The sequence below is a fragment of the Arthrobacter sp. AOP36-A1-22 genome (assembly GCF_052377615.1).
Taxonomy (GTDB): Bacteria; Actinomycetota; Actinomycetes; order Actinomycetales; family Micrococcaceae; genus Arthrobacter_H.
Genome location: NZ_JBQSWX010000025.1, coordinates 25,598 through 50,233 on the forward strand (window position 1 = coordinate 25,598; position 24,636 = coordinate 50,233).

Below are 24,636 nucleotides of genomic sequence, written 5' to 3' on the forward strand. Positions count from 1 at the left end.
GAAAATGGTCACGGCGGAGGGTATAGGGACTCTGATTCTTGGGCTCATGACAGGAAGGTGCGCTGCCCACCATGCCGTTCCACACCCGGTGCGGTGAGGGGGTCAACGGTGAGCGCCTGTTCCCGTTCGGCAAGTGTGTGGGTGGTTTTCGCCCAGTCCTCGGCGAGGCCCAGCAACTGGGCATAGTCGCCGGGTGCGACTTCACCATGCGCGAGAGATACCCACGGACAATCGCCGTCTGGTTGCCGAACTCGTGCCTGCGAGTCCCACGTCCACGAGGTCGCAATCCGCTCGTCGTCGGACCAATCGGTGTCCGTGTATTGCTCCTCGATCGCGAACCGGGTAATCTCGCCTGCTTCCGGATACAGCACGAAGTGACCAGCCCCGAACGTGACCGGATCCTCCCAGGCGAGAAAGACGTGCTCCTCGTACCGTTTCGCAATCTGCTCCAACCCGCCGACCAACGCTGTCGTCCGCTCGACAAGTTCTTCATCCGATAGCTCACTCATCACACCACCACCGCTGACAGCACACACGAGATGTGCCCTTGGGCGGGTGCGTCTTGTACGCTCATGACCCGCCCTCAACCTGGCCAGAATCCGCATGATTCCGCGGATTCTGCGACATTCTTTGGGTGGTGTCGAAGGCCCGCAGCTCCTCCGGATGGAGTTGATGCTGCACGACATAGCTAGATTCCTTGATCCGCCACAGCCCCTGCCCGGTGCCCAGACTAGGGAGCAGTTTCTGCTCCGTCCCGGTCAATCCCAGGGTCTTACCGGTAGTTCCGATCTGGTCGGACTCCTGCCGGTAAATAATCCGCGACTCTGCGTTCGCCAGCAGGGAGTTCGCGAGGGAACGCATCGCGGAGCCTTGATCGCCGACGTTGTCGAGGTCGGTAAGTTTGTGGAAGATCAGGAGATTCGCGATGCCGTAATGGCGGGCGAGCCGCCAGTGCGCATCCATCCGCTTGAGCAACGCGGGGTGTGACATCAACCGCCACGCCTCGTCGTAGACGACCCACCGCTGGCCGCCGTTGGGGTCCAGCAGCGCCGATTCCATCCACGCCGACGAGCAGGTCATGAGCACGCTGATCAGGGTCGAGTTCTCCACGACGCGAGACAGGTCTAGCGTGATCATTGGCAGCGTCGGGTCAAACGTGACAGTCGAGGGTCCGTCGAAGAGTCCGGCGAGGTCACCGGAGACGAGGCGGCGCAGTGCGTGGCCGACGAGGCGACCGTCTTCTGCGAGGCGTTCGTCATCGCCCGGGTCCGGGGTGAGGATCCGGTCGACGACCATCGGGAGGATCGGCACAGATGCCGTCGCGACAACAGCTTGGAGCGCGATATCGATCACCGTGTGTTCCAGCGGTGACAACGATCGCTCCAGTACGGTCTCGGCGAGTGCCCCGATCAGGTCACGGCGGCGAGAGGCAACGGTGGAGGCCCATTCCGGGTCGGAAAGCCCGCCGGGACGGTAGCCCTCATCGAGGGGATTCAGGCGGTTGCGGAGCCCGTGACCGAGGATGATGGCTTTCCCACCTACCGCCTCAGCGACGGCCGTGTGCTCACCTTTCGGGTCGCCGGGCACGTAGACGCGGCGACCGAACGGGATCGACCGTGTGTACAGGCTCTTCGCGAGGGATGATTTTCCGGAGCCGACGATGCCTGCGAGGACGAGGTTCGGGGCGGTGATGATGCCGCGCTGGTAGAGCACCCACGGGTCGTACACGAAACTGCCGCCCGAGTACATATCCTGCCCCACGAACACACCTTGCGACCCGAGGCCGCCCTCGGCGAGGAACGGATACGCGCCCTGCAAGGTCGCGGAGGTGTCCTGATGCGTCGGCACCCGAAACCGGCGGTACGAACGCAACGCCGCTGGCCCCGCTTCTCCGCCTTTGGGGAGGTAATCGGTGGAGCGGGCGGCAGCGCGTTCGGCAGCGATTTTCGCTCGCTCCGCTTGCCACTGGGCAGCACGGTCGCGGGCGATCACCTGCAGGGCTGCCCGTTCCCGAGCCTTGCGTGAACGACGTTTTCCTTTCCCGTCCTCAACGAGGACTGTGGAGTAAAGCTTCTTCGACTCTCGGTTGTTGCCCATGTGCCTGTTCCTCTCAACGGTTCACCTGAGAGGTGCGCATGCGAAGAACCAATCCAGTCAGAGATAGAGAAAGCCTCAGCGATTCTTATCGCGATCCAGCATCACTGGTAAGTGCCACTCGGGTATGCAGATCTGACGATCCCAGATCATGTCCCGCCCTTATTCCAACAGGCTGAAGCTGGCCTCAACATGAGGGCAGGACCGTTCAATGCTGCCGAGAGTCGAGGCCCTATTTGAGTGATCGGAGTGCGCGAGCAGTGATGCGGGTGGTTGCGGCTGTTGGGCTTTCCACGCGCCAGCGTTCGCAGAGTTCTCTCGCCCATTCGGGGTTCGTTTTCGCCGCGTCATTGATCCAATTGGCAACGGAATCCTGCACATACCGCGAAGGATCTGATCGAAGCGGTTCCAGGAGGGGTTCACCAATTGCTGGGTTCTGTTTGAGCGCAGCGATATGGCTGGCCCACACCCCGCGAGGGCGGAGGGATTCACTGGCGAAGCGGCGGAGGTTCGCGGACTCCTCCCGAGTCCACGGAATGAGTAGCTCGATCGATCCGGGGAGGTCGCTTGTAAGGCGAGGCCGCACCGCCATCCAAACCCATTCGCGTACGGTGAAACGTGGATCATCGGCGAACGGCTGAATTGCTAAGAGCAGCGTCTCAGCGTCCAGCGTCGTGTCTGCAGCAATCGCGAAGCACATCCAGCCACGCACCGTATCCGAGGGGTGTACAGCAAGCGCGTCGCGGGCCTCGACTGGGAGGTGCTGGTGTAACGCTGCACCGATCGCTGCCATACGTTTCAGGATGCCCAGGCTCTGCGCGGTCTCGACAGCTTCCGTGAGTTCAGCAGCAGCATCGGGAATGGCTGCCCGCAACAGGACGCGGTGATCGATCGCTAACGCCTCGGTCAAGGTTCTCGCTTCAACCCGACCGGCGTTCAGCCCGACGAGATGATCCACCGCAATCTCACTCATCCGACTGGCTCCCGCGCTACTCATGCTCCGTACCCCGTCCCAGATTGTGTTGAATCGTGCTGAGCACCGTGATCGCTGCGGCGGCTTCGTCAGGCCCGATTCCTGCTGGCACCTGCTGGAGCCACGAACCATAGATGGGGCTCAGGCTGTCAAGCACCGCACGGCCCTGATCAGTGGCCTCTATCGTCAGCGAGCGACGGTCAGTGGGATGCGCGATTCGGCGAACGAGCTGCTGCCGTTCCAAACCATCGATGAGGCCCGTGATAGCCGCTCGTGAGATCCCCACCTGTTCCGCAAGCAGGGCCGGGGTCGCGGCTTCATGTTTCGCGGCGGCAAGGAGCACGGTCAGCCGCCCCTCGGACAGATCAAACTCCGAGAGCTTCGCAGCACAAGCACGATCGATCAACGCTGCGGTACGCAGCAGCGCCATGACAAGGTGTGCACCATGATCATGCTGCCCAGCATGATCCAGCAGCAGCTCATGCTTGGCACCCATTAGTGAATCCATAAACAGCAATACTATCAACCACTTAACTACTTGCAATTCTCATTCCTCTTACCGCGCGGCCCCTTCGAGAACTTTGCGACCGTCGAGCGTCAGCGGACTCAGATCCCGCGGCACAGCGGCAGCGCAGCCGCCACGAATGCTTGTGCCTGCTGGCCGACGAGACGTCGGGTCTCGCACGAAGCTTGGATCGCGGCTTGCTCGATCGCGGATACGGCGGCTTCGAGTTCGTCGTTACTGGCAGCGGAAACGGCGATGAGGCCGGTGTAGCGAAGCACCCCGTGCCCGGACGTGAGGTCGGCTTCCTGTTGCAGGACGTCCTGGTATTCGGCGGATTGTTGGGCATCTTCGATCTGCCCGACCCGCTGCCGTTGCGCGGCATCCGAGATGTATTCGGTCTTCTTCTTCCGAATATCCCGGGCTGCCTGGTCAGAACGGATCGGGTCACACAGCAGCGTGAACGAGCGCCGAATCCCCGACGAGAGCAACACGGGGGCAAGAAACCCCGGATACACCAGCGACCTCGGCCATTCAGAGATCCACAACACCGCATGATGGGCGCTGTCGGAGCGCAGCCCCTCCCAGGTTTCCTCCACGGCGACGGGACCGGCGGTCGCAAGGTCGTGCCCGATCGTCCCGGAGCGCTCTAGCGTCGCGGCAACTCCCGGATCGTACGCACTGCGGAGCATCACGGCGAGTTGACCGGGCGTGTACCACTCAGAGGGTTTCAAGTCCGCGGTGCGCAGCGCCGTCGTGAGGGTATGCATCTCCTGTTTCAACACTTCGGCTGCGCCCTTGAGTCCGCCACCTGCGGTGCGGATCGCGCGGGAGGCGGCACGCATGTCCAGGCTCAGGGAGATCGTGGAGATGTGCCGTTCCCCGGCCGGCCCTGCCCGGTCGATCAGTTCCCGGTAGGTGTTCGCGACCCAGGAACCGTCGTCGTTGCCGTGCTCGGCCCACCACTGCGACAACCCCGAACCACTGTCCGGCACCGTGCGCTCCAGCACCTGCAGGCGGGCGATGCGGGTGGAACGGCACGCGGTGGAAAGCACCCGGCCCCAGGCGTGAACCCGGCGCTCTTGTTCGCCCGGGTCGAGCAGGATAAACGAGGGGTGGGTGACTTCCAGCAGCGCCGTCAAGGTTTGGGCGTGCGGGTCGTGCACCATCACCGCACCGGATTCCTTGTCCTCGTACTGGCGTAGGGCTGCTGCGTCTCCCGGGAGGGCCAAGGTTCCTGCGGGGCGGGGTTTGACGATCTTGCGGCGGTAGCTGGTCTGCCGAGCCCTACTCCGCCACATCCAGTGCAGGGTGATCGGCACCCACTCGATCATCTTCCGGCCACCGATCGGCACCACAGCCAAAGCAAGTGCCGTTCCCCAGATCGGTGCCGTATACAGGGCGGCGGGTCCTCCGATGTAGAGGGAGGCGACGAATACGAGCACGGCGACGCTAACGGCGATCACCTGCGGGAGGGAGAGGCCGAGGATGATGCCGCGCCTTGTGAGGCGGGAGAATTTCACCGGGGACAGATCGAACTCGGTGCTGGATACGGTGGCCATAGCTACTCCTGGATGCGGGAACGGGTGTCGCCGGTCAGGTACGAGCAGCAACAAAGAAAGTGGCGGTGCGTGAGCGGGGTCTGGGTCAGGTCGCTGTCTGATCCAGACCCTTGTGCTCACGCACCGCCAGAGGGCTGTTGTCACCTCCTCTCGGGAACGTCTTGGGGGTCTATGGCTTCGGGTTCGCCCGCGGTGGCGGGGGTGCTGGAGAGGTGCGACCGGGATCCCTGGCAGGCGGAGCCTGGGACGGTGCAGACTTCGCGGGAGGAGCTGGCGGCGGCGACGACTTCGCGGGCGGTGACGCCGGTGGCGCTGACCGGTCAGGTGGCGGCGGAGCTGCCTGCCCTGCCGCTGCTGCGCCTGCGTGTCCTTCGGCGGTGCGGCCGATCGCGCCGCCGAGCTTCGGGCCTGCCTCTGCTGCGCCCTTGGCGACTTTCGCGCCCGCGACCGCGGCAATCCCGATCGGGCCTCCGGCAGCACCTGCCCCGGCTGCCCCTCCGGCAGCAGCCCCACCACCACCGGCGGCAGCACCACCACCACCGGCGGCAGCACCACCACCGGCGGCTGCGCCACCGCCTGCTCCACCTGTTGCGGTTGCACCTCCGGTACCGGCGCCTGCAGCGCCACTCGAGCCTGCGCTGCCGCCTCCTGCGGAGTTTTTGAATTCCGAACTCGGCGGTGCGGCTCCGCCGTCCGCACCCTTGCTGTCGCCGCCACCGCCGTCGAGGATCTTCTGTGGCCCGGCCCCATCGGCTTTCCCAGGCAGTGGCACGGGTCGGTTCATAGCTTGCTTGGATTCTTGCTCGGCGGACATGACGTGGTACATGTCGAAGCCGACGAAGCTGATGAACTTGTACACCATGTAGGGCGCGAACGCGGCGATGAACATCAGCACGATCCCCGCGATCGGATCCGCGATCGAGGACAGATCCATGTCGATCGGCGCGTTGACCTGGTTGATGGCGACGAGGAATACCACGACGATCACGAGCTTCGAGAAGATCAGCGCGAGCACGAAGGACGCCCATTTCCCGAACCAGCCCTTCGTCGCATCCCAGGACGCCCCGGACAGCGCGATGGGTGCCATGACGACGGCGACCAGGATGAGGGCTTTGCGAATCAGCAGGGAGAACCAGACGATCGCTGCCGCGCAGATCGCGAGGAATGACAGGAAGATCGTGATGATCGCGCCCGCGCCGGGGGCGGTGAGGGTGATCGCGGTGAGCCCTCCGACAAGGACGCCGATCTTCCCGCCCATCTCTTCCAGCGTCGTGCCGGTGGCCTGGATAATCCCGATCGAGAGCTGATCGACCACTTCCAGCAGGGTCGCGGTGAGGGTGATCACCAGGAACGACCCGAGCACCGATTTCGCAAGTCCCAGTGCTGCCCGGCCGAGGGATCCGGCGTCGCGGCGCACCAACCCGGTGATGAGTTGCAGGCAGAAGAAGATCAGCATTAAGAAGATCGCGATGCCGAACATCACGTTGTAGACGCCGATGTATCCGGCCCCGGTGATATCGACCAGAGTCGTGGAATCAAACAGCGCCCACACCCCCTGGAACAGCCAGGACGCGGCCTGGCCGATGGCCCCAGCGAGCCAATCAAACGGGGCCGCCACCAGGGTTGCAGCGGTTTCACCGACGGTGTCGCAGACGTTGCTGATGATGGGGACGTCACAGATACCAGCCACAACACCCCTCCCTTCGTAGGTTCGGGATACGGGTTAGGAGACGGTCTGGCCGACATTCCAAAAGAAGTTGATCAGCGTCACCGATGCGCCGGTGATGATCGCCGCGCCGCAGGAGATCAGCACCCCGACCTTCCCGCGGGACGCGAGGTGCGGGTTGGAGGAGTTCGACCCGAACCCCCACACCACCGCGGAGACAATCAGGGCGAGAACGGAGAGGATCAGGCCGATCGTCATCACCGCACCGACGACGGTGCGCAGCGCCCCGATCCCGGGCAGTCCCGAGTCGTTCGGGGTGATGTTGATGTTCGCGGGCAGGATCGTCGCGGCGGTGGTGAGCGTGTCGAGGACAGCAAGCATGATGGGGCTCCTTGTAGGCGATCGCCCCGCACTCGGTCGTGCGGGTCACTGGGACAGGTGCGTCGGCGCTCCACCGGTTCTCGTGGACGGGTTGTTCGCTGGCTGCGATTTCTCCTCGCTCTTGGGCGGTCACTTCCAGTTGTCTTCGAGTTGCCCCGAGCACAAGGTGTGCGCTGGGTAGTGAAGGAGAAAACATGTCTGCTACGCGAGAGCAGCCCGGCTGGTTGACCGAACCATGCCCCAGCTGGTGCGACGAACAACATGACGATCAGGACCTCATCGACGACCGAAGACACCACAGTGCCTTCTGGGTGGTTCCGGTGATTCAACCGGTGGAACGCTACCGACATCGGTCTCATCGGTTCGAAGCTTCTGAGTTGACGATGCTCACGTTTCGAGACGTTGGTGACCGTGAGACGTGGGTCGCGATCGCAAACGATCAGCAGCGCTTGGAACTCACCCTGGAAAGCGCGCTCCGGCTCCAGGCTTGCCTTCGGCAACTGTTAGACGCGGTCACGGTGTCTTAAACGATTGAGCACGGCCGAGTGGGGCACCGCCAGCTGCGGGAGCCCCACTCACTGATCACCGATCTACAGGGAATCGCCCAGGCGCAGGAGAAAGTTCATCCAGGTGATCGCAGCCCCTGCGAGGACGGCGGCTCCAAGGGCCACGAACACGCCCACCTTCCCTTTCGCGGCGGACTGCGCGTTCCCGGTCGAAGAGGACACCGCCCAGATGATGCCGGAGATGACCACCATCAGCACCGCGACAATCAAGGTGATGGTGAGGAGCGCCCCGACAATGCTGCTGAGGGTTCCGCGCCCGCCTACACCACTGAGGTCTGGGTAGACGTTCGCAGTAAGCGCGGTGATCGTGATGGTATCCATGAGTGGCTCCTGCGGGTCGGTCGACGGGTACCCGTCAGGTGCGATCTCTACCGTGTACGGGACGTCCAGACGGTTGCCGCGTCAGAAGGCGCAGCCCGGGCCGCCACCGGTTGGTGCGTCGACGCCTTCCACGCTGAGAGCCGCAAGCCACGGTTCCGCGTCAACTGGAGGTGCGTTCGCGCCGCCGGGGTGAACCTGGAAGTGCAAGTGGGGGCCGGTGGAGTGGCCGCTGCTGCCGACGTCACCGATGTGTTGCCCTGCGATCAAGCGTTCCCCGGCGGTGACGTGGATGCCGTGCGCCCACATGTGCACGTACTTCGTTGCGACTTTCTCGCCGCCGATGGTGTGCTCGATAGTGATCTGCCCGGAGTAACCGTCGACCATGCCCGCGTAGGTGACGATCCCGTCCGCGAGAGCGAAGATCGGGGTGCCGTCGGGAGCTGCCCAGTCGGTGCCGGAGTGAAAACTCGCCTCACCGGTGATCGGGTCAACCCGCGGCCCAAATGATGACGTGTGGATGTACGTGCCGGTTGGTAACGGGAATACCAGCCGACTCGTTTCGGGAATATCAGCATCCCCAGGGACCCCGCTGCCACCTCCACCGCCACGAAGGGTGAGCGCGTCGAGAATGGTACGAGCGACCGGCTCATAGTTCTGGTACCGGTCCGGGTACGCGGAGACTTCGACCGCTTGCGCGGCTTCGCCTTTGTCCATCTGCTGCCAGCCCGGAATGTCGAGCAGGCCCCGCGGGCTCGGGTAGTTGGGGCCGTCGGGGCCGCCGTAGAACGCGCGAGCTTGATAGCCGGTGTCCATGAGTTCGGCGACGGTGCCCCATCCGGCTTGGGGGCGCATCTGAAACAGACCGAGGGAGTCATGGTCAGAGGCATCGCCATCGTTGGGATAATCCCCGGACTCAGGGTAGACGCCAGTGTTCGACAGTTGTCGGAGTGTGGACTCGGTGAGCGCTGCCATGAATGCGATCAGAATCCCGTCGCGGCCGACGCCTGGAGTGTTCGACCCGGTGGTGATGATCGTGGCGGCGTGGGTGAGTTGCTGCTTGTTCAGTGTGAACGAGTGCCCGTCTTTCATTGTCACTGCCAGTGAGTCTGGGATCGGGCCGAGGACGATGCCGGAGGCGATGCAGTGCGCCTGATTGAGGACTGCCGGGTTCACCAGCACCCCAACACCAAGCAGGCCCAGCATCGGGGTGAGGAGCATCCCGGCCAGGGCGACCGCGAGAAGCTTCTTCATCAGTGCAGTCCCTAGCGGAGGGGGTTGTCGAGTTCGGACAGGCGCAGCAGATGGCAGCGGTCGAACACCGGCTCGCAGGAGACGAACACGGTGAACGCGACCGGATGCGCCGACGTCACAGGGTCCTCGTACCAGAGGCCTGCGCGATGCCGGATCCCTTCAACGGTGTAGGCGTGCGTGCCATCGGTGATCTGCCCGCCAGACGCGGCGACCGCTTCCTCCCATAGCTCCGGGACGAACACCCGCTCGATCTCGATGCGCTGGTTCGTGCGGTACTCGGCGAGATCCCGCCACGTCGAGGCGGATGGGAAATAGCCGTCAAGGTCCGAGACGAGCCCTGGGGTTTCCGTGCCGGTGGGGTCGGCGTCGTCAATCAGCACGCCGCGGTGCTCTGCCGGGGTGAGCAGCGTGAACGTGTCCCACTCAAACAGGGCGACGGCGACGGCACGCACATAGTCGTCCGGGTTGTTCGTTCGCGGTAATGATGCGAGCGGCGGGATCTCCGGGACTTCCTCTCCAGGGGCTGTGACCGGTGGCGGCGCGCTGGGCGGCGCGGACTGGTCGGGCTGCTGGGGGCCGGTGATGAGGCCGTAGATGCCGACTGCGGCGAGAGCCAGAATGATGAGGGCACTGACGACGAGGGTGATGATCAGCCGCTTCTTGCGCTGCGTCTCAGAGTGGGGCGATGACATGGGCGCGGGCCTTCCTGCCAGGCGAAAGATGGTCACCCGACAGGTGCGCACCCCGCTCTGCCGAAGTGACTCAGCGCAGTGATTCAGTGCAGTGGTTCAGCGCAGTGGTTCAGCGCGACAAGCCGCTCCGGCCCGTGGTGTCACTCGATGACGCGGGTGGGTCGGGGTTCAGGGCGGCCTCGCGTTGGCTGAGTGCTTCCGGGAGCGCGGTCAGTGTGCTCGGTGAAGTGGTGATGTGCCGGTCTGGCTGCCACGCGATCCGCCCGTTCTCCGACTGGGCTTTCATCACCACCTGCAGTACTTCCTCGGTGGAGGACGCAGCGATCGTCAACCACGCGGATGCCTTCACGGCATGCTCTTGCCCGGCCTCCCTGTTCCCGTCGTCGGTGGCGGCGAACTGGGCGTGCCGGGCGTGCCACGCCGACAACTGCCGCAGCGACTGCTGCACCCCCGACAACGCCTGATGCAGAGAACCGAGCACCTCGTAAGTATCTTGCGGGCTCTCGATGTGGCGGGTCGCATACGCGAGGCCACGGGCGGCCTGCCCGAGTTCGTCAGCGTCCGCGATCGGGTCCTCAAACGTCGGCATCACGAACCTCCGCACTCGCCGTGCGGGCTGCCCGTGCCAGGTCGAGGAATCGACTGGCCTCAGTGATGTAGCTGTCGATGAGTTCCCACTGGGCGGCATCGGCGTGTTTGCCGAAGTCGTCCGGGTCGTAGCGGTTCCACCAGCCGTGTTCGCGGCGCAGCAGGTCGACGAGTTTGCGGATCGCGTGTTTCTCCCGCAGCAGCGGGTCCACATCTTTCCATCCGACTAGCGCCGGGTCAGTGGCGGCTTTCTGGATCTGTGTCACCCGGGCAAGCGCGAGCCCGGATTCTTTCGCGGCCTCCGCCGTAGTGGGTACCTCTGTGAGACCACGCAGTTCCGCGGCGGCGGCGACGCGTGCTTGTTCGGGGCTGTCGGGGTGTTCGGCGATGCGGGTGAGATGGGCAAGATTCTGCCTGGTTTTCACGGCCAGGTAGCGGCCGTTGACTTTCCGGTCTTCGTTGATTTCCAGCAACGCTTCGGCGGCGTGCTGCCGCACATAGGGGTCTTCGGTGTCGCTTGCGGCGATGCGTTTGAGTTCCCCGATCTGTTCCAGCATCGTCCGCGAATCCCGGCCCGTGACCGCGCGGGCTGCTTGCACCCGCGACTTCCGATCATTCACGGCGCTGGCAGGCACGAGCGGTGGTGCCGAATCCGCACCACCGCTCCCACTGCGAAGTTTCCCGCCCTCACCGAACTGCGACCCCGCCTTCCGGCGCTGCGCATCTTCTTCGTAGAGGGCTTTGAGTTCCTCATAGAGTTCGTTCTGCTCTAACGGTTTCAGTGCTTTCTGCAGCGTCTGCTCGTCGTGGATGGCCAGCACGTAGGAGAGCTTGTCGGAGACGCCCGGGACGACCCAGACCGGGGTGACGCGCATCCCGAGTTTCTCCATCGCCGCGACTCTGCGGTTCCCGGTGATAATCACATATCCTTCGGTGACGGCGGGCGGGTTCAACACTCCGGCGCGTTGGATCGACGCACACAGTTCGTCAAGATCATCGTCCAGGTTGCGACGGTACTGGGAGCCCTTCTTGAGCTGATCGATCGCGTGTTCCAGAATCAGATGCCCGCGAGTCATGGCAACGGTCCTCCGTTCTGCCCGTCAGATGCACACGCACTCCGCCGGGACGTTTCGACGAGGTCGTCGTCGCGAAGGAGATCGGCCACATCGTCACCGAGGAGCACCCGGGCGAACAGGCCGTATTGGCCGGTCTTGCGTTTCCCGGTCTTGGTGCCGATGACCAGACGCACGAGTGCCGCCCATTCGTCGGGGCCGTAGCCGAGGCGGATCGCGATGTGTCGTTCTTTTGACACGATCTCGACCGCCGAGTCCCTGGAGGACAGGCCTGTGACGCGGTGGGCGATGTAGTCCACGGCCTGCTCGACCGGGCGTGCAGGCCAGTCGGTGAGGACGAGGAACACGCAGGTGGCGCGGATCACCCGATCCGCCGAATGATCCTCCCCGCCATCGTGCCTGGCGTAGAGAGAGTGGGCGTGCGGGTGCACGTCGTAGAAGAACTCCTCATAGTGCCCGGCCCGCATCGGTTCCTCGCTGGGACGTTTCGAAGGGCGTCGTGCTTTGTCTTGGGAGGTCATGTTGCGGTCCGCGTGGACTTCAGCGGCGATACCGAGCGCGACCGCGCGAGTGATCACCGCCCACGGGTCATCAGCGCGCAGCGTGGTGCGCTGCCGCATCGCGACGAACGCCTCATATGCGGCGTCGGCGGGTTCCCGACGCCAGGCTTTCGCGATCGGCGTGTACTTCTGTGTGGCGTAGACCATCAGTTCCGCCGCGACCGGGCTCGTCGCCCACGCATTGTGTTCATTCAGCTCGATCAGGAGTTCACGGAGCCCTTCCCCGGTGGTGAAATCCGGGACCGGTGGGTGGGGTTTCTGAGTGTGACGGTGGTGGTTCATAGCGACTCCCTCAAGAGATGAATGTCTTCGGTGATGGATAGGTACGACACCCATCCCGCGAAACCTGAAAGAGGCCACCAACCCCTTCGAAACTCAGCCGTTGCGAGTTCGTATGCCGGGCCGATGTTCCGGCGGTGGCACAGCGAAGGCCGCAGACGTGCCCGATCGTCGGGGTCTGTGATGGTGCCGCCCGGCGCGTGAACGATTCGGGGCGGCGAGTGGTTTGTGGTTAGCGGGGTGGGGTGTCGTGCGGCACCGGGATGGTGCCGCGACAGTGAGCGGTCATCGGCTCACCCCTGATCTCCCAAGTGAACGCTGCAGTGATGCCGCCTGGGTGGTCTCTGGATCAAGTTCGAGCTGCCGCCGTGCGAGTCGCTCCTGCAACTGGGCGCGTCCCTCACGAACCCCGGCAAGGACCGCGTCACGCAGCCGCAGGTTCAGGTCCGCGCCGCGGTCGACGATGGCCCCACCAGCGCGGGCAGCAAGATCAGTGGGACGCACCCACTGCATCCCCGGCCGCTTCGACACCGGATCAACGCCCTCCCGGGCAAGTGTCGGGTCGCCGTGGGTGGCGAACTCACTCGCACGCCGCTCCGCCGCCGTCACTTCTGCAGTAGCGGTCTGTGTATCGGGCGGTTGCGCAACGTCAGCGGGGTGTGGCTTGTGGCGGTGGTTCACGGAAAGAAGGTTGGGGTCAGTCATGGGATTCTCCGTCCTGTCGACGGGTAGGTGCGTTCAGCCAGCGGCCCACCGTCGTGGGATGTACGCCCAGCTCGGTGGCGATCTGCCGTTTTGATACCCCGTCTGCGTGCATCACCAATGCCTGGGCACGAGCATCTTCCCGTGACCCCGATGCCGCGCTCTTCGTCGCGGCGCGTGGCACGGCCACAGGTCCTGCCGTCTTCCTCTCAGGAAGCGTCAAAGATTCCGAGGCCGTCATCTTCGAGGAATGCTGGCCCGGTAAAGGTCTGGGGTCCTCCACTGCGTCGGGTAGCGGAGATGGAGACTGTGGTTGTTGATTCTGCGGTGTGGCGGGGGTGCTGTTGCGGGTGAGTTCGACGGTGAGATGCGTCATCGCCAGCAATACCAGCGGCGGCACCGAAGCAACCAGGGCGGCGATGAGCGCCGGGACACGAGTGTCAGCAGCGACGACCGCGTGGGTGATGTTCGCGGCGACGGATACTCCGGCCCCTGCAGCCAAGAGCAACCACGCGAAGCGGCGCGCGGCCGGGGCGGAGTTTCGGAGGGCGACGACGCTGATGGTGGCTTCCAAGATCACGCCGTCCACGATCAGCGGCCAGATCCACGCCTGCTCCGCCGGAACCCCAGAGAGCACGGCGAGATCGCGCAGCGTCGTGAACGAGAGCCAGAACGCACCGAGCGCGAGCAGAATCGTCCCGGTGACTGCGAGCACGACCACGAACCGAGACACCCCAGCAACAGAATCATCCTGTGCGGGCGCAACGTCCGTGACCGGTGTGGGTTCGTCCGTGGCAGGAATGCTGACGGTCATCGGCTGACCGCCGCTTTCACTCGCGGCCCAGCAGGGCTGCTGGGGTCGTGGGTGAGCTGGGTGCTGCGGTGGGCGGAACGAATCGTCGCGGTGATCTCACGCACCCCAAGCCCCGCAGATGCGGCTGCGGGTTCGAGGATCCCGACGGTGTTGTGCTCGGTCATTCCTGCTTCTGCCAGGCGGCAGGCCGCCCAGAACAGGCCTGCGTTTCGGTTCCCTTCCGCAAGCGAAGATACCCATCCTGCGATGTGCTCCACCGACGTCTCCCGCATCGTGGTGGCTGTGAAGATGCTTTGGGCGCTCGGGTCGGGTTTCGGGGTGAGGAACTCGCGGATCCGGTCGGCGTCGACCGGTCGCGGCTGTTTGCCGCGTGCGATCAGCTCGTAGCGGCGGTTCCCGTGCTCGGTGGTGATTGTGGAGGGTGGGGCGATAATGTAGCCGCCGACGCCGCGGAAGTCGACGTGGGTGCGTCCCCTCGACCACGAAGAAAGTTCGCGCCCCGCAGTTGCCGGGTAGTAGAGGTGCAAACCTCCTGAGGGTGAGCGCACTGCTTGTCCCCACCCGGCAATGAGCCCCTCCTGGTGGAGGGTGCGCAGGATCGGGAATCCGGTGCCGGTGGCATGCACATCGATATCGAGGACATTCACGAAGTGCCCGGTGGGGATGCCGATATTCGCTGCTGGGAATCGCTGCCACCATGCACTGATCTGATCGAGATCAATCGTGGCGTCTTGGAATCCGTGCTCGGTGAGGGGCCGCTTCCCGCCCGGTATACAGGGGAACACGGGTACGCCGGTCGCCGCGTACGTTGCGGCTGCGGTGGGGAGTTCCACGGGCAGTGAAGTGGGCAGATCCCAACCGGTAGGGTCGGTGATGGTCATGTGCACCTCCTCAGGAACACCCGCGCCTGTGGGAACGTCGTGCGCGGAGTCATCCGGAAGGTGTGGCCGCAACCGTGGGGCCAGGTCTCCTGGTGATGCAGAGTCCGCTCGCGAGCATTCCCTATGTCTGCCTCAAGCACTACCCGAGCCCGCATCCGGTTTGCGAGCGTTTCGAGCAATGATGCGCCGTTTTGTATAGAACATGCGCGAAATCGTCAAACACGCCGACCCCCACCTCCGGGGGTCAGAGGCACGAACCTGCTACAGGTTTCGCCCCAATCCGGCGTCGGGTGAGGGGCGTTCAGGGTCATCGGGGCCAGGGTCCAGCTGCTGTTCTCGTTCGGCGAGGAACTCGCTCAACAGCACCCCACGCTCGAGCCTTGTCATCGGTTCAGCGTGACCAAGATCGGTGACGAGGGCTCCGGTTCGGCCCGTCGAGATCACTCGGTCGTTCACCTGGCGCAGCACCTCCGCTGGGGGTTGCTGCTCGGTGTGCTGTTCGAGGATCCAGGCGATCCCGTTGAGCACGGCACTGTCGTGCTCCGCGTGAGGAAACGCCGCCGACGCCGTCGCTCCTGCTGTGCCGGGTACCGGGCCGACGATGAGCCGGAAGTCGCCTTCCCCATCGATGCCGGTCGCCGCATACACTCCAGCGGGCACCCAGTCATGCGCGTCGGATGCGAGCCCGGCAAACAGTTCCCCGCGTTCCGGGTCGTCCGGATCGGCGACTCTGATGTCGGGGTCGGCGGCGGCGAGCATCGCTTCCACCCGGTCCCTCACCTCGCGTGCAAGTGGAACGATGCCAAGTCCTGACTCGTCGATGTCGACGAGGCCACGCAGAGTGTGAATGGCGGCGAGGTCGGCGGGCATCCACGTCCGCGAGAACTGTGCGGGCAGATACGACGTGCGCGGTCCACCGTCCGAGATCAGCTCCCGTAGGACGTGCTCTCGTCGTAGGGCGGCGGCGGTGAACTCGGTGCGCCACTGGGAGTGATCCCACGCGTACCGCATGTCCTCGTACTCGCCCTCAAACGCTGGGGCGACCGTGACGAGGTAGTCGTCCTTGACCGGCTCCACCGGTAACGGATCCCGCTCGAGCAGATCAATCACCGCATCCCGAACCCGCTCCGCACCAGCTGCGCGCCCTGCTCGCTGCTGTGCTTGTTCGAGGACTTCCACGCGAGCCAAGGTCTCGGGCAGACGCGCTGCCGCATATGCGAGGTGGAGGCAGGTCTCGCGCCACTGTTCGTGGGCCTCATCGAACCCCTCAGTGTCCGCAGTTCCATCAGGGAGTCGGAACGCGGCAGTTTGGGGTTCGGGTGGGAACATGCGCGCGACGATCTCCGGAATCCCCGAGTCTTCCAACGGCTCCCACTCCACGGACGGTACCGCCATCACTTTCGGAGGCACGGACGCGACATCGAGCGGCTCCCACGAACGGATACTGGCCACGTCGTCTCCGAAGTCTTCCGCGAACACGCGTGCCCCATCGGTGCGGATGTCTTCCGGTTCGCCTGCGAGTTCCTCGACGAGCACCTCGCCGACGATGTGATCGGCTTCGGCCTGGCTCCGGGCGAGCACGTCGAACTCGACCACCACTCGGTGTGGCTGCAACGGATCGGATACATACCCCAGTGGTGGTGGAATATTGGAATCGGACATGACGGGTTTCTCCTTCATTTTCGTCGGGTGATCACCTGCGCATCAGGTGCAGGTCAGGTACGGCAGAACCACAAGGGGCTCCTTCCGGGATATGCCGCCCGATTGGGGTTGTCCACCGCAGATGGTGAAGATGCGCGTATGCGTATAGAACATGCGTCAAAACGTCACATCCTCATCTCCTTCGGCGGCCTCGACAACGGCAGCCGGGCCGCTGGGTCAGAGGCTGTGCGAGGGGCCAGATTGCTCATGGCGCGGAACGTGAGGCGCGTCCGCGCTCAGTGCGTGTTCGCGCTCCCGGAACTCGGTCCCCAGATATCGATTTACGAGGGTCTGGTTTGTGCCGTCGGCCCCGCCCGTGGTCGGGACCTGATGAAACGAGTACGCCGGATACGGGGTCGCCTCCCGCAGCGCTTCCAACCAGGCATCCACGTCTTCAAGCCGTCGCCAATCCTGCGGCGGCGGGTTTGATTGCAGAAACTCTGGTGCGCCCGCGTAGGCGGGTGAGTCGTCGATCATCTCGTGGATCATCACCGCCATCGTCCGCGCAAGCGTCACCGGGTTACGGTCGGCGATCACCGTCGGGTCCTGCTCGGTGTCGTCGGACCAGATGATCACGCCAAGGAACAAGGATGCGGGTGGCGTCTGAGCCGCCCGGTCGCGCCGTAGTGCAGCCTCTGGTCTGAAATCTGGGTGTGGGGTCTCGGAGTCCAAGACGGTTCCTTCCTCAAAAGATGTGTGATGCACGACGGCGGGACGCAGTCGCATACCTCTCAGGTAGGAAAGTGATCAGCGCCACCGTGACAGACGGTTGTTGATGGTCGCTTCCTTCTCCGGCATGTGCAAGGCAGCGACGTTGTGCGACTCACCGGGTTCGGTCAAGCCGAGACTTCACGAGCGGCACGTAGGTCGCGTCCTTTTCGACGGCGATCACCCGGAAGCCAGCGGCGACGGCGGCCTCCACCGTGGTACCCGAGCCCGCGAACGGTTCCAGCACCGTCCCTCCCGGCGGGGTGATGAGCGTGACGAGCCACCGCATCAAGCCGAGCGGCTTCACCGTCGTGTGGGAAACCCCGAATGCACGCGGACGCTCACCTGACGAGGGTTTGTGATCGAACCGGAAGATCGGAAACTTTTGCGAGAGCGACTCGCCCTGCCACGTGCCGGTCAACATGTCCAGCGCGTCAGCCTGCGACGTGTCGAAAGCGACGTTCGTGGGCCACCGGTCATCGGCAAACCGAGCACCGTCAATGTTGATGCCACCCACCCCGTGTGCGAGGACGTTACGGATCGTGTTTACTTCCGGCGGTTTGCGGGCAATGATGATCGGCTCAAACGCCGGCCGAAGCGCGGTGCCCCAGCCCGCCCACCGTTGCGCGTCTTCCGTGACCGGTGTGCCTTTGGACAACACCGTGCGGGTCGCACCCAGCACCCCATCATGCTCGCAGCTCTGCACCGTGCGGTCGGGGCGTTGCACACCGTGGCGCTTGTCGATCGCGTGCGAGAGATCCATCGATTTCGGCATGCCAGTGGTGTGCAGCCATGCGATCTGATCGCGTATCTCAAACCCTGCGTTCTCGATCCCGCGCACCATCCGGTGCCACGTGCGTGCACCACCGAACGCTGCAACATACGCACCCGGCTTCAAAGCGTGCATTGCGCCCGCAGCCCATGCCGTGCACCACGTCTCAAACACCTCCGGTGCGCTCATTGCACCGGTGTCGATGTGCGGGAGTGATTCGCGAAACCCGGTTGCGTCGTCCCAGGACTGCCCGTTGAAGCTCAACCCGTACGGAGGGTCGGTCACGAGCGCGTCAATACTGGCCGTGGGTAGGAGCGGGAGGAGTTCGACTGCGTCCCCGAGGTAGAGCGTCGCCCGGTCATCGGCGAACACGGGCGCGGGTAGTTCGGTCAGGCGCTCGGCGGGCGGCGGTGTGGGGTCTGGCATGACGGGGGCTCCCTGCTGTTCGGGGTCTGTTCGCCGCCGTGTGCGACGAACAGGATCACCCAGCAGGTACGGGGCCATCCGCAGAACCGCGTGCCCACACGAGCCTCGTGTCGATGCGAGCAGAGTCTGCCGATTTCACCGCTTCGTGCCATTTGAGGAGCCCGCCGAGTTTCCCTGATTCCCAGTGCTCAAGATCTCCCACACACGATCGGCAATCAACGGTTGAGCGGGATTTATTGCATCAGAAGTCACATCCCAGACCAGTGTTGACCGCGACGTTGTCGATCGACTCGATCGACAACCCTTGCGCCGATTGCACCTCTTCGGTTTTTTTACCGTAAAAGTCACATCGTGAGATTTAGGTAACGACCGGGGGTGGTGCATGGTCGGCGAGTTCCCTGGTTCAGCGCGGCTGATGCTGGTACCCGGGGTGGCGCATCTGAACGAGCGAGCGGCCGTGTTCGAGGCAATGGTCGCAGGCTGGACCCGGCAGCAGCTCTCGCGTCAGCTCGGCCAATCGACCTTGCGGGATCGTGAGCGGCTCATCCGGCGCTTTCAGGACTTCACCGAGCAGTATCCGTGGGAGTGGACACCGGGCGATATGGAGGACTTTACGGTGTCGCTGACGTGCGGCGCGGATCGACTCGCCGTATCGACGATTCGCGGCTACCACCTCACGTTGCGCATGTTCTGCGACTACGTCACCGATGCACGCTACGAATGGCCCGTACAATGTCAGGATCGCTTCGGCACATTCCCGGTGCAGGTGTGCAATGAATGGAACACGGTCGCGCACCTGAACGAGTACGAGGGCAGACCGCAACGTCGCCCTCTGACGTATCGGGAGTTGCAGGATCTCTTCGACTGGCTCGATACACGGATCGAGCAGATCGTGCGCCTCGGCCGGAAAGGGTCGCTTGCCGCGTGGCGCGACGCGACGATGATCAAGACGACCTATGGGTTCGGGCTCAGGCGCAACGAGCTCGTGCGCCTGGACTTGCCCGATCTGCGTCCGAACCCGCACATGCGAGCTTGGGGCACCTATGGGTCGATCCATGTGCGGTTCGGGAAAGCGATGAAAGGCTCATTGCCGAGGCGCCGCACGGTTCTCGCTGTTCCCGAGTTCGATTGGGCCGTCAATGGTCTGCGGCAATGGGTCGAAGAGGGGCTGCCCCTGTTCGAGGCGGGCAACCAGGCCGCACTCTGGCTGACCGAGCGGCGCAGCCGGGTCAGTGTCCGCCACGTCGATGAACTCTTCGCCGACACACGCAGCGAGATCGGCCTTGAAGAGCACTTGACCCTGCATTGCCTGCGGCACTCGTATGTGACCCATCTGATCGAGTTCGGCTACCCGGAGCACTTCGTCACCGAACAGGTCGGGCACCGTTGGGGGTCGACGACCGCGATTTACACCTCGGTGTCCAACGACTTCAAGAACAAGACCCTGCAGGCCGCTCTTGCCAGGGTCTACCGAACCGAAGAGGAGGCGAGCCCATCATGAGGACGATCCAGATGCAGTGGAATCTGCGGCAGGTCATGGCCGACCGTGGCATGTTCCAGACCAGCGAACTGATGCCGCTATTGGAAGAACGCGGCATTCACCTGACCCGAGAGCACGTCTACCGGCTCGTGACGAAGACCCCGCAGCGCCTGAACACCGAGGTACTCGTCGCGCTCTGCGACGCATTGGGCTGCACCCCGAACGATCTCATCGTGCCGGTCGTCGCCGAGCAGCGGGCGGCCCGCACCGGCACGCACAACGAGGGCGGCCCGAAGATCGGATCCATCCGTCCGATCCGGGCGGTGATCCGCAGGCCCGACGGCGTCGACGAGTGAATGCACGCCGGGCACCGGTCTGCATCCGATGCGAGCGACTGACCGGATCATTCGAGTTACCAGAGGGAAAGATCTGTCAGAACTGCTGTCGCTACCTCGCTTATCACCCCGCCCGCTGCCCAGGCTGCAGCCAGTTTCGCCCCTTGCCCTACCTCTCAGTGACCGCACCTGCACAGTTGATTTGTGCCGACTGCGCGGGGAAGCCGCCCGTGTTCGTCTGTGAGAAGTGTGGTCGTCAAGATCAGCCCTATGGGGTTCGTCGTTGCGCTTCCTGCGTTCTGAGCGAACGCCTCCATGTGCTGCTGCTTGATCCCCGCACCGGAGAGATCCACGAACGTCTTCGGCCAGTCTTCGACGCGCTCGTGGGGTCGCATCGGCCGCAGAACGCGATTACCTGGTTGCAACGACCGCCCGGTCACGGCCCTACCCTTCTCCGTCAGATGGCCTCTGGCGAAGTGAACATCTCCCACGACACCTTCGCCCGACGGCCGATGGATCGCGCACACAACTACCTGCGCGATCTCCTTGTCGCGCTTGAGGTCCTCGAACCCTACGAACCACTGATCGAGCGCATTGGGCCTTGGCTTATCGACCGTGTCGCGGGCATCAGCGCGATGCACCGACAGACCATCGACCAGTTCGCACGCTGGGTTATTCTCCGTCGATTGCGCACAGCCGCCGACCAGGGCAGGCTCACCAAAGCGATGGCCGAGGGCGCGCGGCAACGCCTGAACCGCTCGATCGACCTGTTGGCATGGCTCGAGCACAAACAGACGACGATCCTTGAGGTTACTCAGCACCGACTCGAGCTCTACCTCTCCACCCAAGTGATGTCAATGTCGATGATGCTGCACCCGTTCATCACTTGGATAAACCGCACTGGGATCAACAACCGTATCTCCGTGAAGAACCCGAACCCCAGCCAAGCGCATGTCACGATGGGAGATGCCGACCGCTGGCGTCATATCGGCACCCTCCTGCGCGACGACTCGATCCGGCTTTACACCCGCATCATCGGCCTCTTCATCCTGCTCTTCGCGCAGCCCCTCACCCGAGCCTACGACCTCCGCACCGAGCAAGTAACCGCGCCACAACGAGGCCCTGTGCTCGTCACATTCCGCGAAACCCCGGTCGAGATGCCCGAACCCTTGGGCATGCTCATCCGACAACAGCTCACACACCGAGTCAACGCCTCCTACGCTTCTCTCGACAACGGCTGGCTCTTCCCAGGCGGAATCCCCGGCCGTCCGATAGCCACCGAGAACATCCGAGGCCAGCTTGTCGAACTCGGCATCCCACCCCACCAAGCCCGGCATGCAGCCATGTTTGGCCTCTCAGCTGAGGTGCCGCACATGATCCTCGCCCAAACACTCGGAATCTCTCAGACCGCCGCACGAGCATGGGCAGGCCTCGCGGCTCGAGACTGGGGCGGCTATATCCGCGAGAGAAACGACAGAGGCAAACTCAGTCCTTAGGCTTGGACGGAGGTGTCGGCCTCGGCTTCGCGGCCTCGGTCAGTTCCGTGAAGGCTTCCTCGACGTCGGGCCGCGGTGTTGGATTCTTGTCGTCAGCCATTTTTCTTCTCCACAGAATCGTCACCGTGAGTCAGTGTCTCAAAGGCTTCTTCGACGTCAGGGCGTTCCGGGGGCGGAGGGGGTGTGGACGGGGTTGGTCTGGCCATTGGTTGGGTCTCCTCTCAGGACAGATGCATTGATACCAGCGACAAGCAGCGCAGTCACTACGCCACTTACCAAGAGCACGAACGCCGACTTGGTTGCCTTTGCGCGTTTCTCATTCTTCGAGTTTCGTTTCTCGATTTCGCGTACCTTCACTTCGAGGATGTAGTCCTCCATCGCTTCCATACGCTCAGAAGCATTAACCCATCGAGTGACAAGGAATCGGCCGGAAGGCGAGTCAATCGTCGACGGCCAGAGCGAGACCGCCGCGGCAATGATCGTTGCGACAGTGAGCGCGAACGGCACTAACCCGAGGTACCACGATCGGGCATCGACTAAGCCTGTGAAGGTTGCCCCCGCAAGCACTCCGGCGGCGACAACGACAAACGAGGACTTCGTGTCGATTGACCGAGTGCGTTCGATCGCTGCGTTACGGAGCGTGTCGAGTTCAGAACTCAGAAGTCGAATTCGCTGAAGGCGCTCGCGTGACGCCAACCGCTCTTTTCGGCCCACGATGCTCCTTCGGCTCGCTGTATTCAACCAGCATATCGAGCGAATCTTTAGAGACGTGAGAGCAGAACGAATCCCGCCATGAATAGTGCTGACCCGCCACTAACACCCTTGTCGGGTCGTCGATCCTCGAACAGGCCCTCATGGAACTGGCTGTAGCGGAGTTGCAGACTTGGCAGCATATCTCCGGCATGAGCTTGCGTAGATGCGTGGAGCTACTCCGTACCGCTGCTTGAAAGATCGCGGCGCGACCGCCGCATCGCGCCAACCCACGGCCGCACCGATCTCGCCTACCGTGAGGCTGGTGGTCGCGAGAAGTTCAGCCATCCGGTCGGCGCGGAGTTGACGAAGGAATGCCGCCGGTGATCGACCTGCCCACGGCCACCGGGCGGTCGCTGGCGGAGCACGCCCCCACCACCGCAGGGAGGGTGTCCTCATGAGCCCCGCCACTGCTCCGGTATTGGCGGCGGACCTGACCGCCGGGCTACGCCGGCTGAAACTGGCCGCGATGCGCCAACTCGCCCCTGAGTTGCTCATCACCGCCAAGACCCAGCGGTGGAGCCCCGAGGAGGTGCTGCGAGCCCTGGTGGAGGCTGAGGTCGCCGCCCGCGATGCCTCCAACGAGCGAGCCCGGCGCAAGGCCGCCGCCTTCCCGGTGCTCCAGACGATCGAGGAGTTCGACCTGGGCGCCTCGGCGATCCCGGCACCGACGTGGGCCTACCTGAGCAGCCTGGAGTGGGTGGGGGCCAAGGAGAACTTAGCGCTGATCGGACCGGCCGGCACAGGTAAGTCCCACACCCTCATCGCCCTGGGGCACGCGGCCGTGGTCGCCGGGCACCGGGTGCGCTACGTCACCGCCGCTGACCTGGTCGATACCCTCTACCGACACCTGGCCGACAACACCGTTGGCAAGGCCATCGAGACGCTGCTACGCAACGACCTGGTGCTGGTCGATGAGATCGGATTCGCCCCGTTGGACGACACCGGGGCCCAGTTGCTCTTCCGGTTCGTGGCCGCCGCTTACGAACGCCGCTCCCTGGGCATCGCCTCCCACCACTCCTTCGAAGACTGGGGACGGTTCTTGCCCGAACACACCACCGCCGTGTCCATGCTCGACCGGCTACTGCACCACGCCACCACCGTGGTCACCAGCGGCCAGTCCTACCTCATGCGACAAGCCCGAGCCCGACAAGGAGGTGAACACCTACCCCACTGATCAACCATGACAGAGGGTGGGGACTTCTACTTGGCCAAAACTGGGGACCTGGAACTGGCCCTTGACAGTCTGCGCGTTATGCCTTCGCAGTTCGATTCTCGGCTGATTCATGCTCTCTCAGCGGAGGTATTCGACGGGGCGGGTCGGATGAGCGGTCAAGCCACAGAACGTTGTGAGTACACGGGACTGCTGCAAGTCGAGGTGACAGTTTGAGTGTCATGCTGCGAGAGCAGCTGGCTCTATGATTGCTTCGTACTCCACTGGGGTCAAACGACCCAGCCGGACCTGACGTCGACGCCGATGATATGTCCGCTCAATCCAGGTCACGATGGCGATCCTCAGCTGGCCCCGGGTGGCCCAGCGGCCACGGTCGAGCACGTTCTTCTGCAAGAGCGCAAAGAACGATTCCATGGCCGCATTGTCACCGGCCGCCCCGACTCTGCCCATCGACCCGACCAAGCCCTGACCGGCCAAAGCACGGACGAATTTCCTGGACCGAAATTGCGAACCGCGATCTGAATGCACCGTGCAGCCGGCCACGTCGCCACGTCTGGCCACGGCCATCTGGAGGGCATCAACTGCCAACCTGGCCTTCATCCGGCTGCTGATCGAGTAGCCCACGATCCGAGACGAGAACACGTCCTTTATCGCACAGAGGTAGAGCTTGCCCTGACTTGTTTCGTGCTCCGTGATGTCGGTCAGCCACAACTGGTTCGGGTACTGGGCAATGAACTCGTGCCGGACCCGTCCGTCGGAGTCGGTGACGGCGCACAGGTCGTCATGGACCGGTGGGCCAGGTCTTTTCCCGTTCTTGCCCCGCCCCTTACCGAAGGCAGAAAACCAGGCATTATCCGAACACAGCCGCCACGCGGTGCGCGCGGCCATG

Annotated in this window: 27 protein-coding genes; 5 read left to right on the forward strand and 22 right to left on the reverse strand. The window is 63.9% G+C overall.

The genetic code is table 11. The features are described from left to right. Positions 1-44 precede the first annotated feature (44 nt). The 7 genes from ACT3S2_RS13330 to ACT3S2_RS13360 form a co-directional block, all read right to left on the reverse strand. Positions 45-509 carry a hypothetical protein gene (locus ACT3S2_RS13330; protein ID WP_096157907.1) on the reverse strand — a complete coding sequence of 155 codons (465 nt, stop codon included), beginning with the start codon at positions 507-509 and terminating at the stop codon, positions 45-47. Positions 510-570: 61 nt separating this feature from the next. Then, a complete protein-coding gene (locus ACT3S2_RS13335) occupies positions 571-2,097 on the reverse strand; it encodes an ATP-binding protein (RefSeq protein ID WP_096157908.1) in 1,527 nt (508 codons plus the stop codon). Between the two features lie 229 nt (positions 2,098-2,326). Continuing rightward, entirely contained in the window at positions 2,327-3,067 is a 741-nt protein-coding gene (locus tag ACT3S2_RS13340) for a DNA alkylation repair protein (protein WP_180993135.1), read from the reverse strand. A 16-nt stretch (positions 3,068-3,083) separates the two neighbouring features. Continuing rightward, complete coding sequence (locus tag ACT3S2_RS13345) at positions 3,084-3,563, reverse strand: MarR family winged helix-turn-helix transcriptional regulator (RefSeq protein WP_180993134.1); 480 nt, start codon at positions 3,561-3,563, stop codon at positions 3,084-3,086. A gap of 110 nt (positions 3,564-3,673) precedes the next feature. Continuing rightward, entirely contained in the window at positions 3,674-5,131 is a 1,458-nt protein-coding gene (locus tag ACT3S2_RS13350; protein WP_102598839.1) for an SCO6880 family protein, read from the reverse strand. A 169-nt stretch (positions 5,132-5,300) separates the two neighbouring features. Then, a complete protein-coding gene (locus ACT3S2_RS13355) occupies positions 5,301-6,821 on the reverse strand; it encodes a conjugal transfer protein TrbL (protein WP_193057844.1) in 1,521 nt (506 codons plus the stop codon). A gap of 33 nt (positions 6,822-6,854) precedes the next feature. Further along, positions 6,855-7,178 carry a DUF6112 family protein gene (locus ACT3S2_RS13360; RefSeq protein ID WP_096157913.1) on the reverse strand — a complete coding sequence of 108 codons (324 nt, stop codon included), beginning with the start codon at positions 7,176-7,178 and terminating at the stop codon, positions 6,855-6,857. A gap of 194 nt (positions 7,179-7,372) precedes the next feature. Here ACT3S2_RS13360 and ACT3S2_RS13365 point away from each other — a divergent pair, with 194 nt between their 5' ends. After that, the gene (locus ACT3S2_RS13365; RefSeq protein WP_096157914.1) at positions 7,373-7,705 is read left to right on the forward strand and encodes a DUF6907 domain-containing protein; all 333 of its coding nucleotides are present in this window, start codon (positions 7,373-7,375) and stop codon (positions 7,703-7,705) included. Positions 7,706-7,768: 63 nt separating this feature from the next. On the opposite strand, the gene ACT3S2_RS13370 is transcribed toward ACT3S2_RS13365, so the two are convergent. The 12 genes from ACT3S2_RS13370 to ACT3S2_RS13425 all read right to left on the reverse strand — a co-directional run bounded on the left by ACT3S2_RS13370 (position 7,769) and on the right by ACT3S2_RS13425 (position 18,512). Further along, on the reverse strand, positions 7,769-8,065 hold the full coding sequence (locus ACT3S2_RS13370) for a DUF6112 family protein (protein WP_096157915.1): 297 nt from the start codon (positions 8,063-8,065) through the stop codon (positions 7,769-7,771). A gap of 81 nt (positions 8,066-8,146) precedes the next feature. Then, on the reverse strand, positions 8,147-9,316 hold the full coding sequence (locus ACT3S2_RS13375; protein ID WP_096157916.1) for a M23 family metallopeptidase: 1,170 nt from the start codon (positions 9,314-9,316) through the stop codon (positions 8,147-8,149). Positions 9,317-9,327: 11 nt separating this feature from the next. Continuing rightward, complete coding sequence (locus ACT3S2_RS13380) at positions 9,328-10,008, reverse strand: hypothetical protein (RefSeq protein WP_096157917.1); 681 nt, start codon at positions 10,006-10,008, stop codon at positions 9,328-9,330. Positions 10,009-10,117: 109 nt separating this feature from the next. Next, positions 10,118-10,597 carry a hypothetical protein gene (locus ACT3S2_RS13385; protein WP_102598836.1) on the reverse strand — a complete coding sequence of 160 codons (480 nt, stop codon included), beginning with the start codon at positions 10,595-10,597 and terminating at the stop codon, positions 10,118-10,120. Further along, complete coding sequence (locus tag ACT3S2_RS13390) at positions 10,584-11,672, reverse strand: ParB/RepB/Spo0J family partition protein (protein ID WP_102598835.1); 1,089 nt, start codon at positions 11,670-11,672, stop codon at positions 10,584-10,586. Before ACT3S2_RS13390 ends, ACT3S2_RS13385 begins: the two co-directional genes overlap by 14 nt. Beyond that, the gene (locus ACT3S2_RS13395; protein WP_096157920.1) at positions 11,669-12,511 is read right to left on the reverse strand and encodes a hypothetical protein; all 843 of its coding nucleotides are present in this window, start codon (positions 12,509-12,511) and stop codon (positions 11,669-11,671) included. The genes ACT3S2_RS13390 and ACT3S2_RS13395 overlap by 4 nt, the downstream gene beginning before the upstream one ends. Before the next feature lie 282 nt (positions 12,512-12,793). Continuing rightward, positions 12,794-13,213: a hypothetical protein gene (locus ACT3S2_RS13400; protein ID WP_096157921.1), complete on the reverse strand. Its 420-nt coding sequence runs from the start codon at positions 13,211-13,213 to the stop codon at positions 12,794-12,796. Then, a complete protein-coding gene (locus tag ACT3S2_RS13405) occupies positions 13,206-14,024 on the reverse strand; it encodes a DUF2637 domain-containing protein (RefSeq protein WP_257997996.1) in 819 nt (272 codons plus the stop codon). Before ACT3S2_RS13405 ends, ACT3S2_RS13400 begins: the two co-directional genes overlap by 8 nt. Continuing rightward, entirely contained in the window at positions 14,021-14,905 is an 885-nt protein-coding gene (locus ACT3S2_RS13410) for a bifunctional DNA primase/polymerase (RefSeq protein WP_102598834.1), read from the reverse strand. The genes ACT3S2_RS13405 and ACT3S2_RS13410 overlap by 4 nt, the downstream gene beginning before the upstream one ends. Positions 14,906-15,166: 261 nt before the next feature. Continuing rightward, positions 15,167-16,567, reverse strand: coding sequence for a hypothetical protein (locus ACT3S2_RS13415; protein ID WP_102598833.1), 1,401 nt, complete (start codon positions 16,565-16,567; stop codon positions 15,167-15,169). 216 nt (positions 16,568-16,783) lie between these two features. After that, complete coding sequence (locus tag ACT3S2_RS13420; protein WP_102598832.1) at positions 16,784-17,278, reverse strand: hypothetical protein; 495 nt, start codon at positions 17,276-17,278, stop codon at positions 16,784-16,786. Between the two features lie 151 nt (positions 17,279-17,429). Then, positions 17,430-18,512 carry a DNA-methyltransferase gene (locus ACT3S2_RS13425; RefSeq protein ID WP_096157924.1) on the reverse strand — a complete coding sequence of 361 codons (1,083 nt, stop codon included), beginning with the start codon at positions 18,510-18,512 and terminating at the stop codon, positions 17,430-17,432. Between the two features lie 382 nt (positions 18,513-18,894). Here ACT3S2_RS13425 and ACT3S2_RS13430 point away from each other — a divergent pair, with 382 nt between their 5' ends. From ACT3S2_RS13430 to ACT3S2_RS13440, 3 genes are all read left to right on the forward strand, one after another. Continuing rightward, positions 18,895-20,013, forward strand: coding sequence for a tyrosine-type recombinase/integrase (locus tag ACT3S2_RS13430; RefSeq protein WP_087053551.1), 1,119 nt, complete (start codon positions 18,895-18,897; stop codon positions 20,011-20,013). After that, a complete protein-coding gene (locus ACT3S2_RS13435; RefSeq protein ID WP_170934010.1) occupies positions 20,010-20,348 on the forward strand; it encodes a helix-turn-helix domain-containing protein in 339 nt (112 codons plus the stop codon). Before ACT3S2_RS13430 ends, ACT3S2_RS13435 begins: the two co-directional genes overlap by 4 nt. A gap of 455 nt (positions 20,349-20,803) precedes the next feature. Then, entirely contained in the window at positions 20,804-21,823 is a 1,020-nt protein-coding gene (locus ACT3S2_RS13440; RefSeq protein WP_146041014.1) for a hypothetical protein, read from the forward strand. A gap of 156 nt (positions 21,824-21,979) precedes the next feature. Here the strand turns inward: ACT3S2_RS13440 and ACT3S2_RS13445 are convergent, their stop codons facing one another. Both ACT3S2_RS13445 and ACT3S2_RS13450 read right to left on the reverse strand, forming a co-directional pair. Next, the gene (locus ACT3S2_RS13445) at positions 21,980-22,537 is read right to left on the reverse strand and encodes a hypothetical protein (RefSeq protein ID WP_096157926.1); all 558 of its coding nucleotides are present in this window, start codon (positions 22,535-22,537) and stop codon (positions 21,980-21,982) included. Between the two features lie 138 nt (positions 22,538-22,675). After that, on the reverse strand, positions 22,676-23,071 hold the full coding sequence (locus ACT3S2_RS13450; RefSeq protein WP_096157927.1) for a helix-turn-helix domain-containing protein: 396 nt from the start codon (positions 23,069-23,071) through the stop codon (positions 22,676-22,678). Between ACT3S2_RS13450 and istB the strand changes: the two genes are divergently transcribed. After that, positions 22,971-23,750 carry an IS21-like element helper ATPase IstB gene (gene istB, locus ACT3S2_RS13455; protein WP_096157928.1) on the forward strand — a complete coding sequence of 260 codons (780 nt, stop codon included), beginning with the start codon at positions 22,971-22,973 and terminating at the stop codon, positions 23,748-23,750. The two genes, ACT3S2_RS13450 and istB, sit on opposite strands and share 101 nt — an antisense overlap. A gap of 216 nt (positions 23,751-23,966) precedes the next feature. On the opposite strand, the gene ACT3S2_RS13460 is transcribed toward istB, so the two are convergent. Beyond that, positions 23,967-24,636 (reverse strand): IS3 family transposase (locus ACT3S2_RS13460; protein WP_444561800.1); only part of this gene is annotated, 670 nt, incomplete at its 5' end.

Excerpts from the sequence above, each read along its gene's own strand:
- ACT3S2_RS13330 (WP_096157907.1), bottom strand. The coding sequence starts at position 509 with ATGAGTGAGCTATCGGATGAAGAACTTGTCGAGCGGACGACAGCGTTG.
- ACT3S2_RS13335 (WP_096157908.1), bottom strand. The coding sequence starts at position 2,097 with ATGGGCAACAACCGAGAGTCGAAGAAGCTTTACTCCACAGTCCTCGTT.
- ACT3S2_RS13340 (WP_180993135.1), bottom strand. The coding sequence starts at position 3,067 with ATGAGTGAGATTGCGGTGGATCATCTCGTCGGGCTGAACGCCGGTCGG.
- ACT3S2_RS13345 (WP_180993134.1), bottom strand. The coding sequence starts at position 3,563 with ATGGGTGCCAAGCATGAGCTGCTGCTGGATCATGCTGGGCAGCATGAT.
- ACT3S2_RS13350 (WP_102598839.1), bottom strand. The coding sequence starts at position 5,131 with ATGGCCACCGTATCCAGCACCGAGTTCGATCTGTCCCCGGTGAAATTC.
- ACT3S2_RS13360 (WP_096157913.1), bottom strand. The coding sequence starts at position 7,178 with ATGCTTGCTGTCCTCGACACGCTCACCACCGCCGCGACGATCCTGCCC.
- ACT3S2_RS13365 (WP_096157914.1), top strand. The coding sequence starts at position 7,373 with ATGTCTGCTACGCGAGAGCAGCCCGGCTGGTTGACCGAACCATGCCCC.
- ACT3S2_RS13370 (WP_096157915.1), bottom strand. The coding sequence starts at position 8,065 with ATGGATACCATCACGATCACCGCGCTTACTGCGAACGTCTACCCAGAC.
- ACT3S2_RS13375 (WP_096157916.1), bottom strand. The coding sequence starts at position 9,316 with ATGAAGAAGCTTCTCGCGGTCGCCCTGGCCGGGATGCTCCTCACCCCG.
- ACT3S2_RS13380 (WP_096157917.1), bottom strand. The coding sequence starts at position 10,008 with ATGTCATCGCCCCACTCTGAGACGCAGCGCAAGAAGCGGCTGATCATC.
- ACT3S2_RS13385 (WP_102598836.1), bottom strand. The coding sequence starts at position 10,597 with ATGCCGACGTTTGAGGACCCGATCGCGGACGCTGACGAACTCGGGCAG.
- ACT3S2_RS13390 (WP_102598835.1), bottom strand. The coding sequence starts at position 11,672 with ATGACTCGCGGGCATCTGATTCTGGAACACGCGATCGATCAGCTCAAG.
- ACT3S2_RS13395 (WP_096157920.1), bottom strand. The coding sequence starts at position 12,511 with ATGAACCACCACCGTCACACTCAGAAACCCCACCCACCGGTCCCGGAT.
- ACT3S2_RS13400 (WP_096157921.1), bottom strand. The coding sequence starts at position 13,213 with ATGACTGACCCCAACCTTCTTTCCGTGAACCACCGCCACAAGCCACAC.
- ACT3S2_RS13405 (WP_257997996.1), bottom strand. The coding sequence starts at position 14,024 with ATGACCGTCAGCATTCCTGCCACGGACGAACCCACACCGGTCACGGAC.
- ACT3S2_RS13410 (WP_102598834.1), bottom strand. The coding sequence starts at position 14,905 with ATGACCATCACCGACCCTACCGGTTGGGATCTGCCCACTTCACTGCCC.
- ACT3S2_RS13415 (WP_102598833.1), bottom strand. The coding sequence starts at position 16,567 with ATGTCCGATTCCAATATTCCACCACCACTGGGGTATGTATCCGATCCG.
- ACT3S2_RS13425 (WP_096157924.1), bottom strand. The coding sequence starts at position 18,512 with ATGCCAGACCCCACACCGCCGCCCGCCGAGCGCCTGACCGAACTACCC.
- ACT3S2_RS13430 (WP_087053551.1), top strand. The coding sequence starts at position 18,895 with ATGGTCGGCGAGTTCCCTGGTTCAGCGCGGCTGATGCTGGTACCCGGG.
- ACT3S2_RS13435 (WP_170934010.1), top strand. The coding sequence starts at position 20,010 with ATGAGGACGATCCAGATGCAGTGGAATCTGCGGCAGGTCATGGCCGAC.
- istB (WP_096157928.1), top strand. The coding sequence starts at position 22,971 with ATGAGCCCCGCCACTGCTCCGGTATTGGCGGCGGACCTGACCGCCGGG.
- ACT3S2_RS13450 (WP_096157927.1), bottom strand. The coding sequence starts at position 23,071 with ATGAGCAACTCAGGGGCGAGTTGGCGCATCGCGGCCAGTTTCAGCCGG.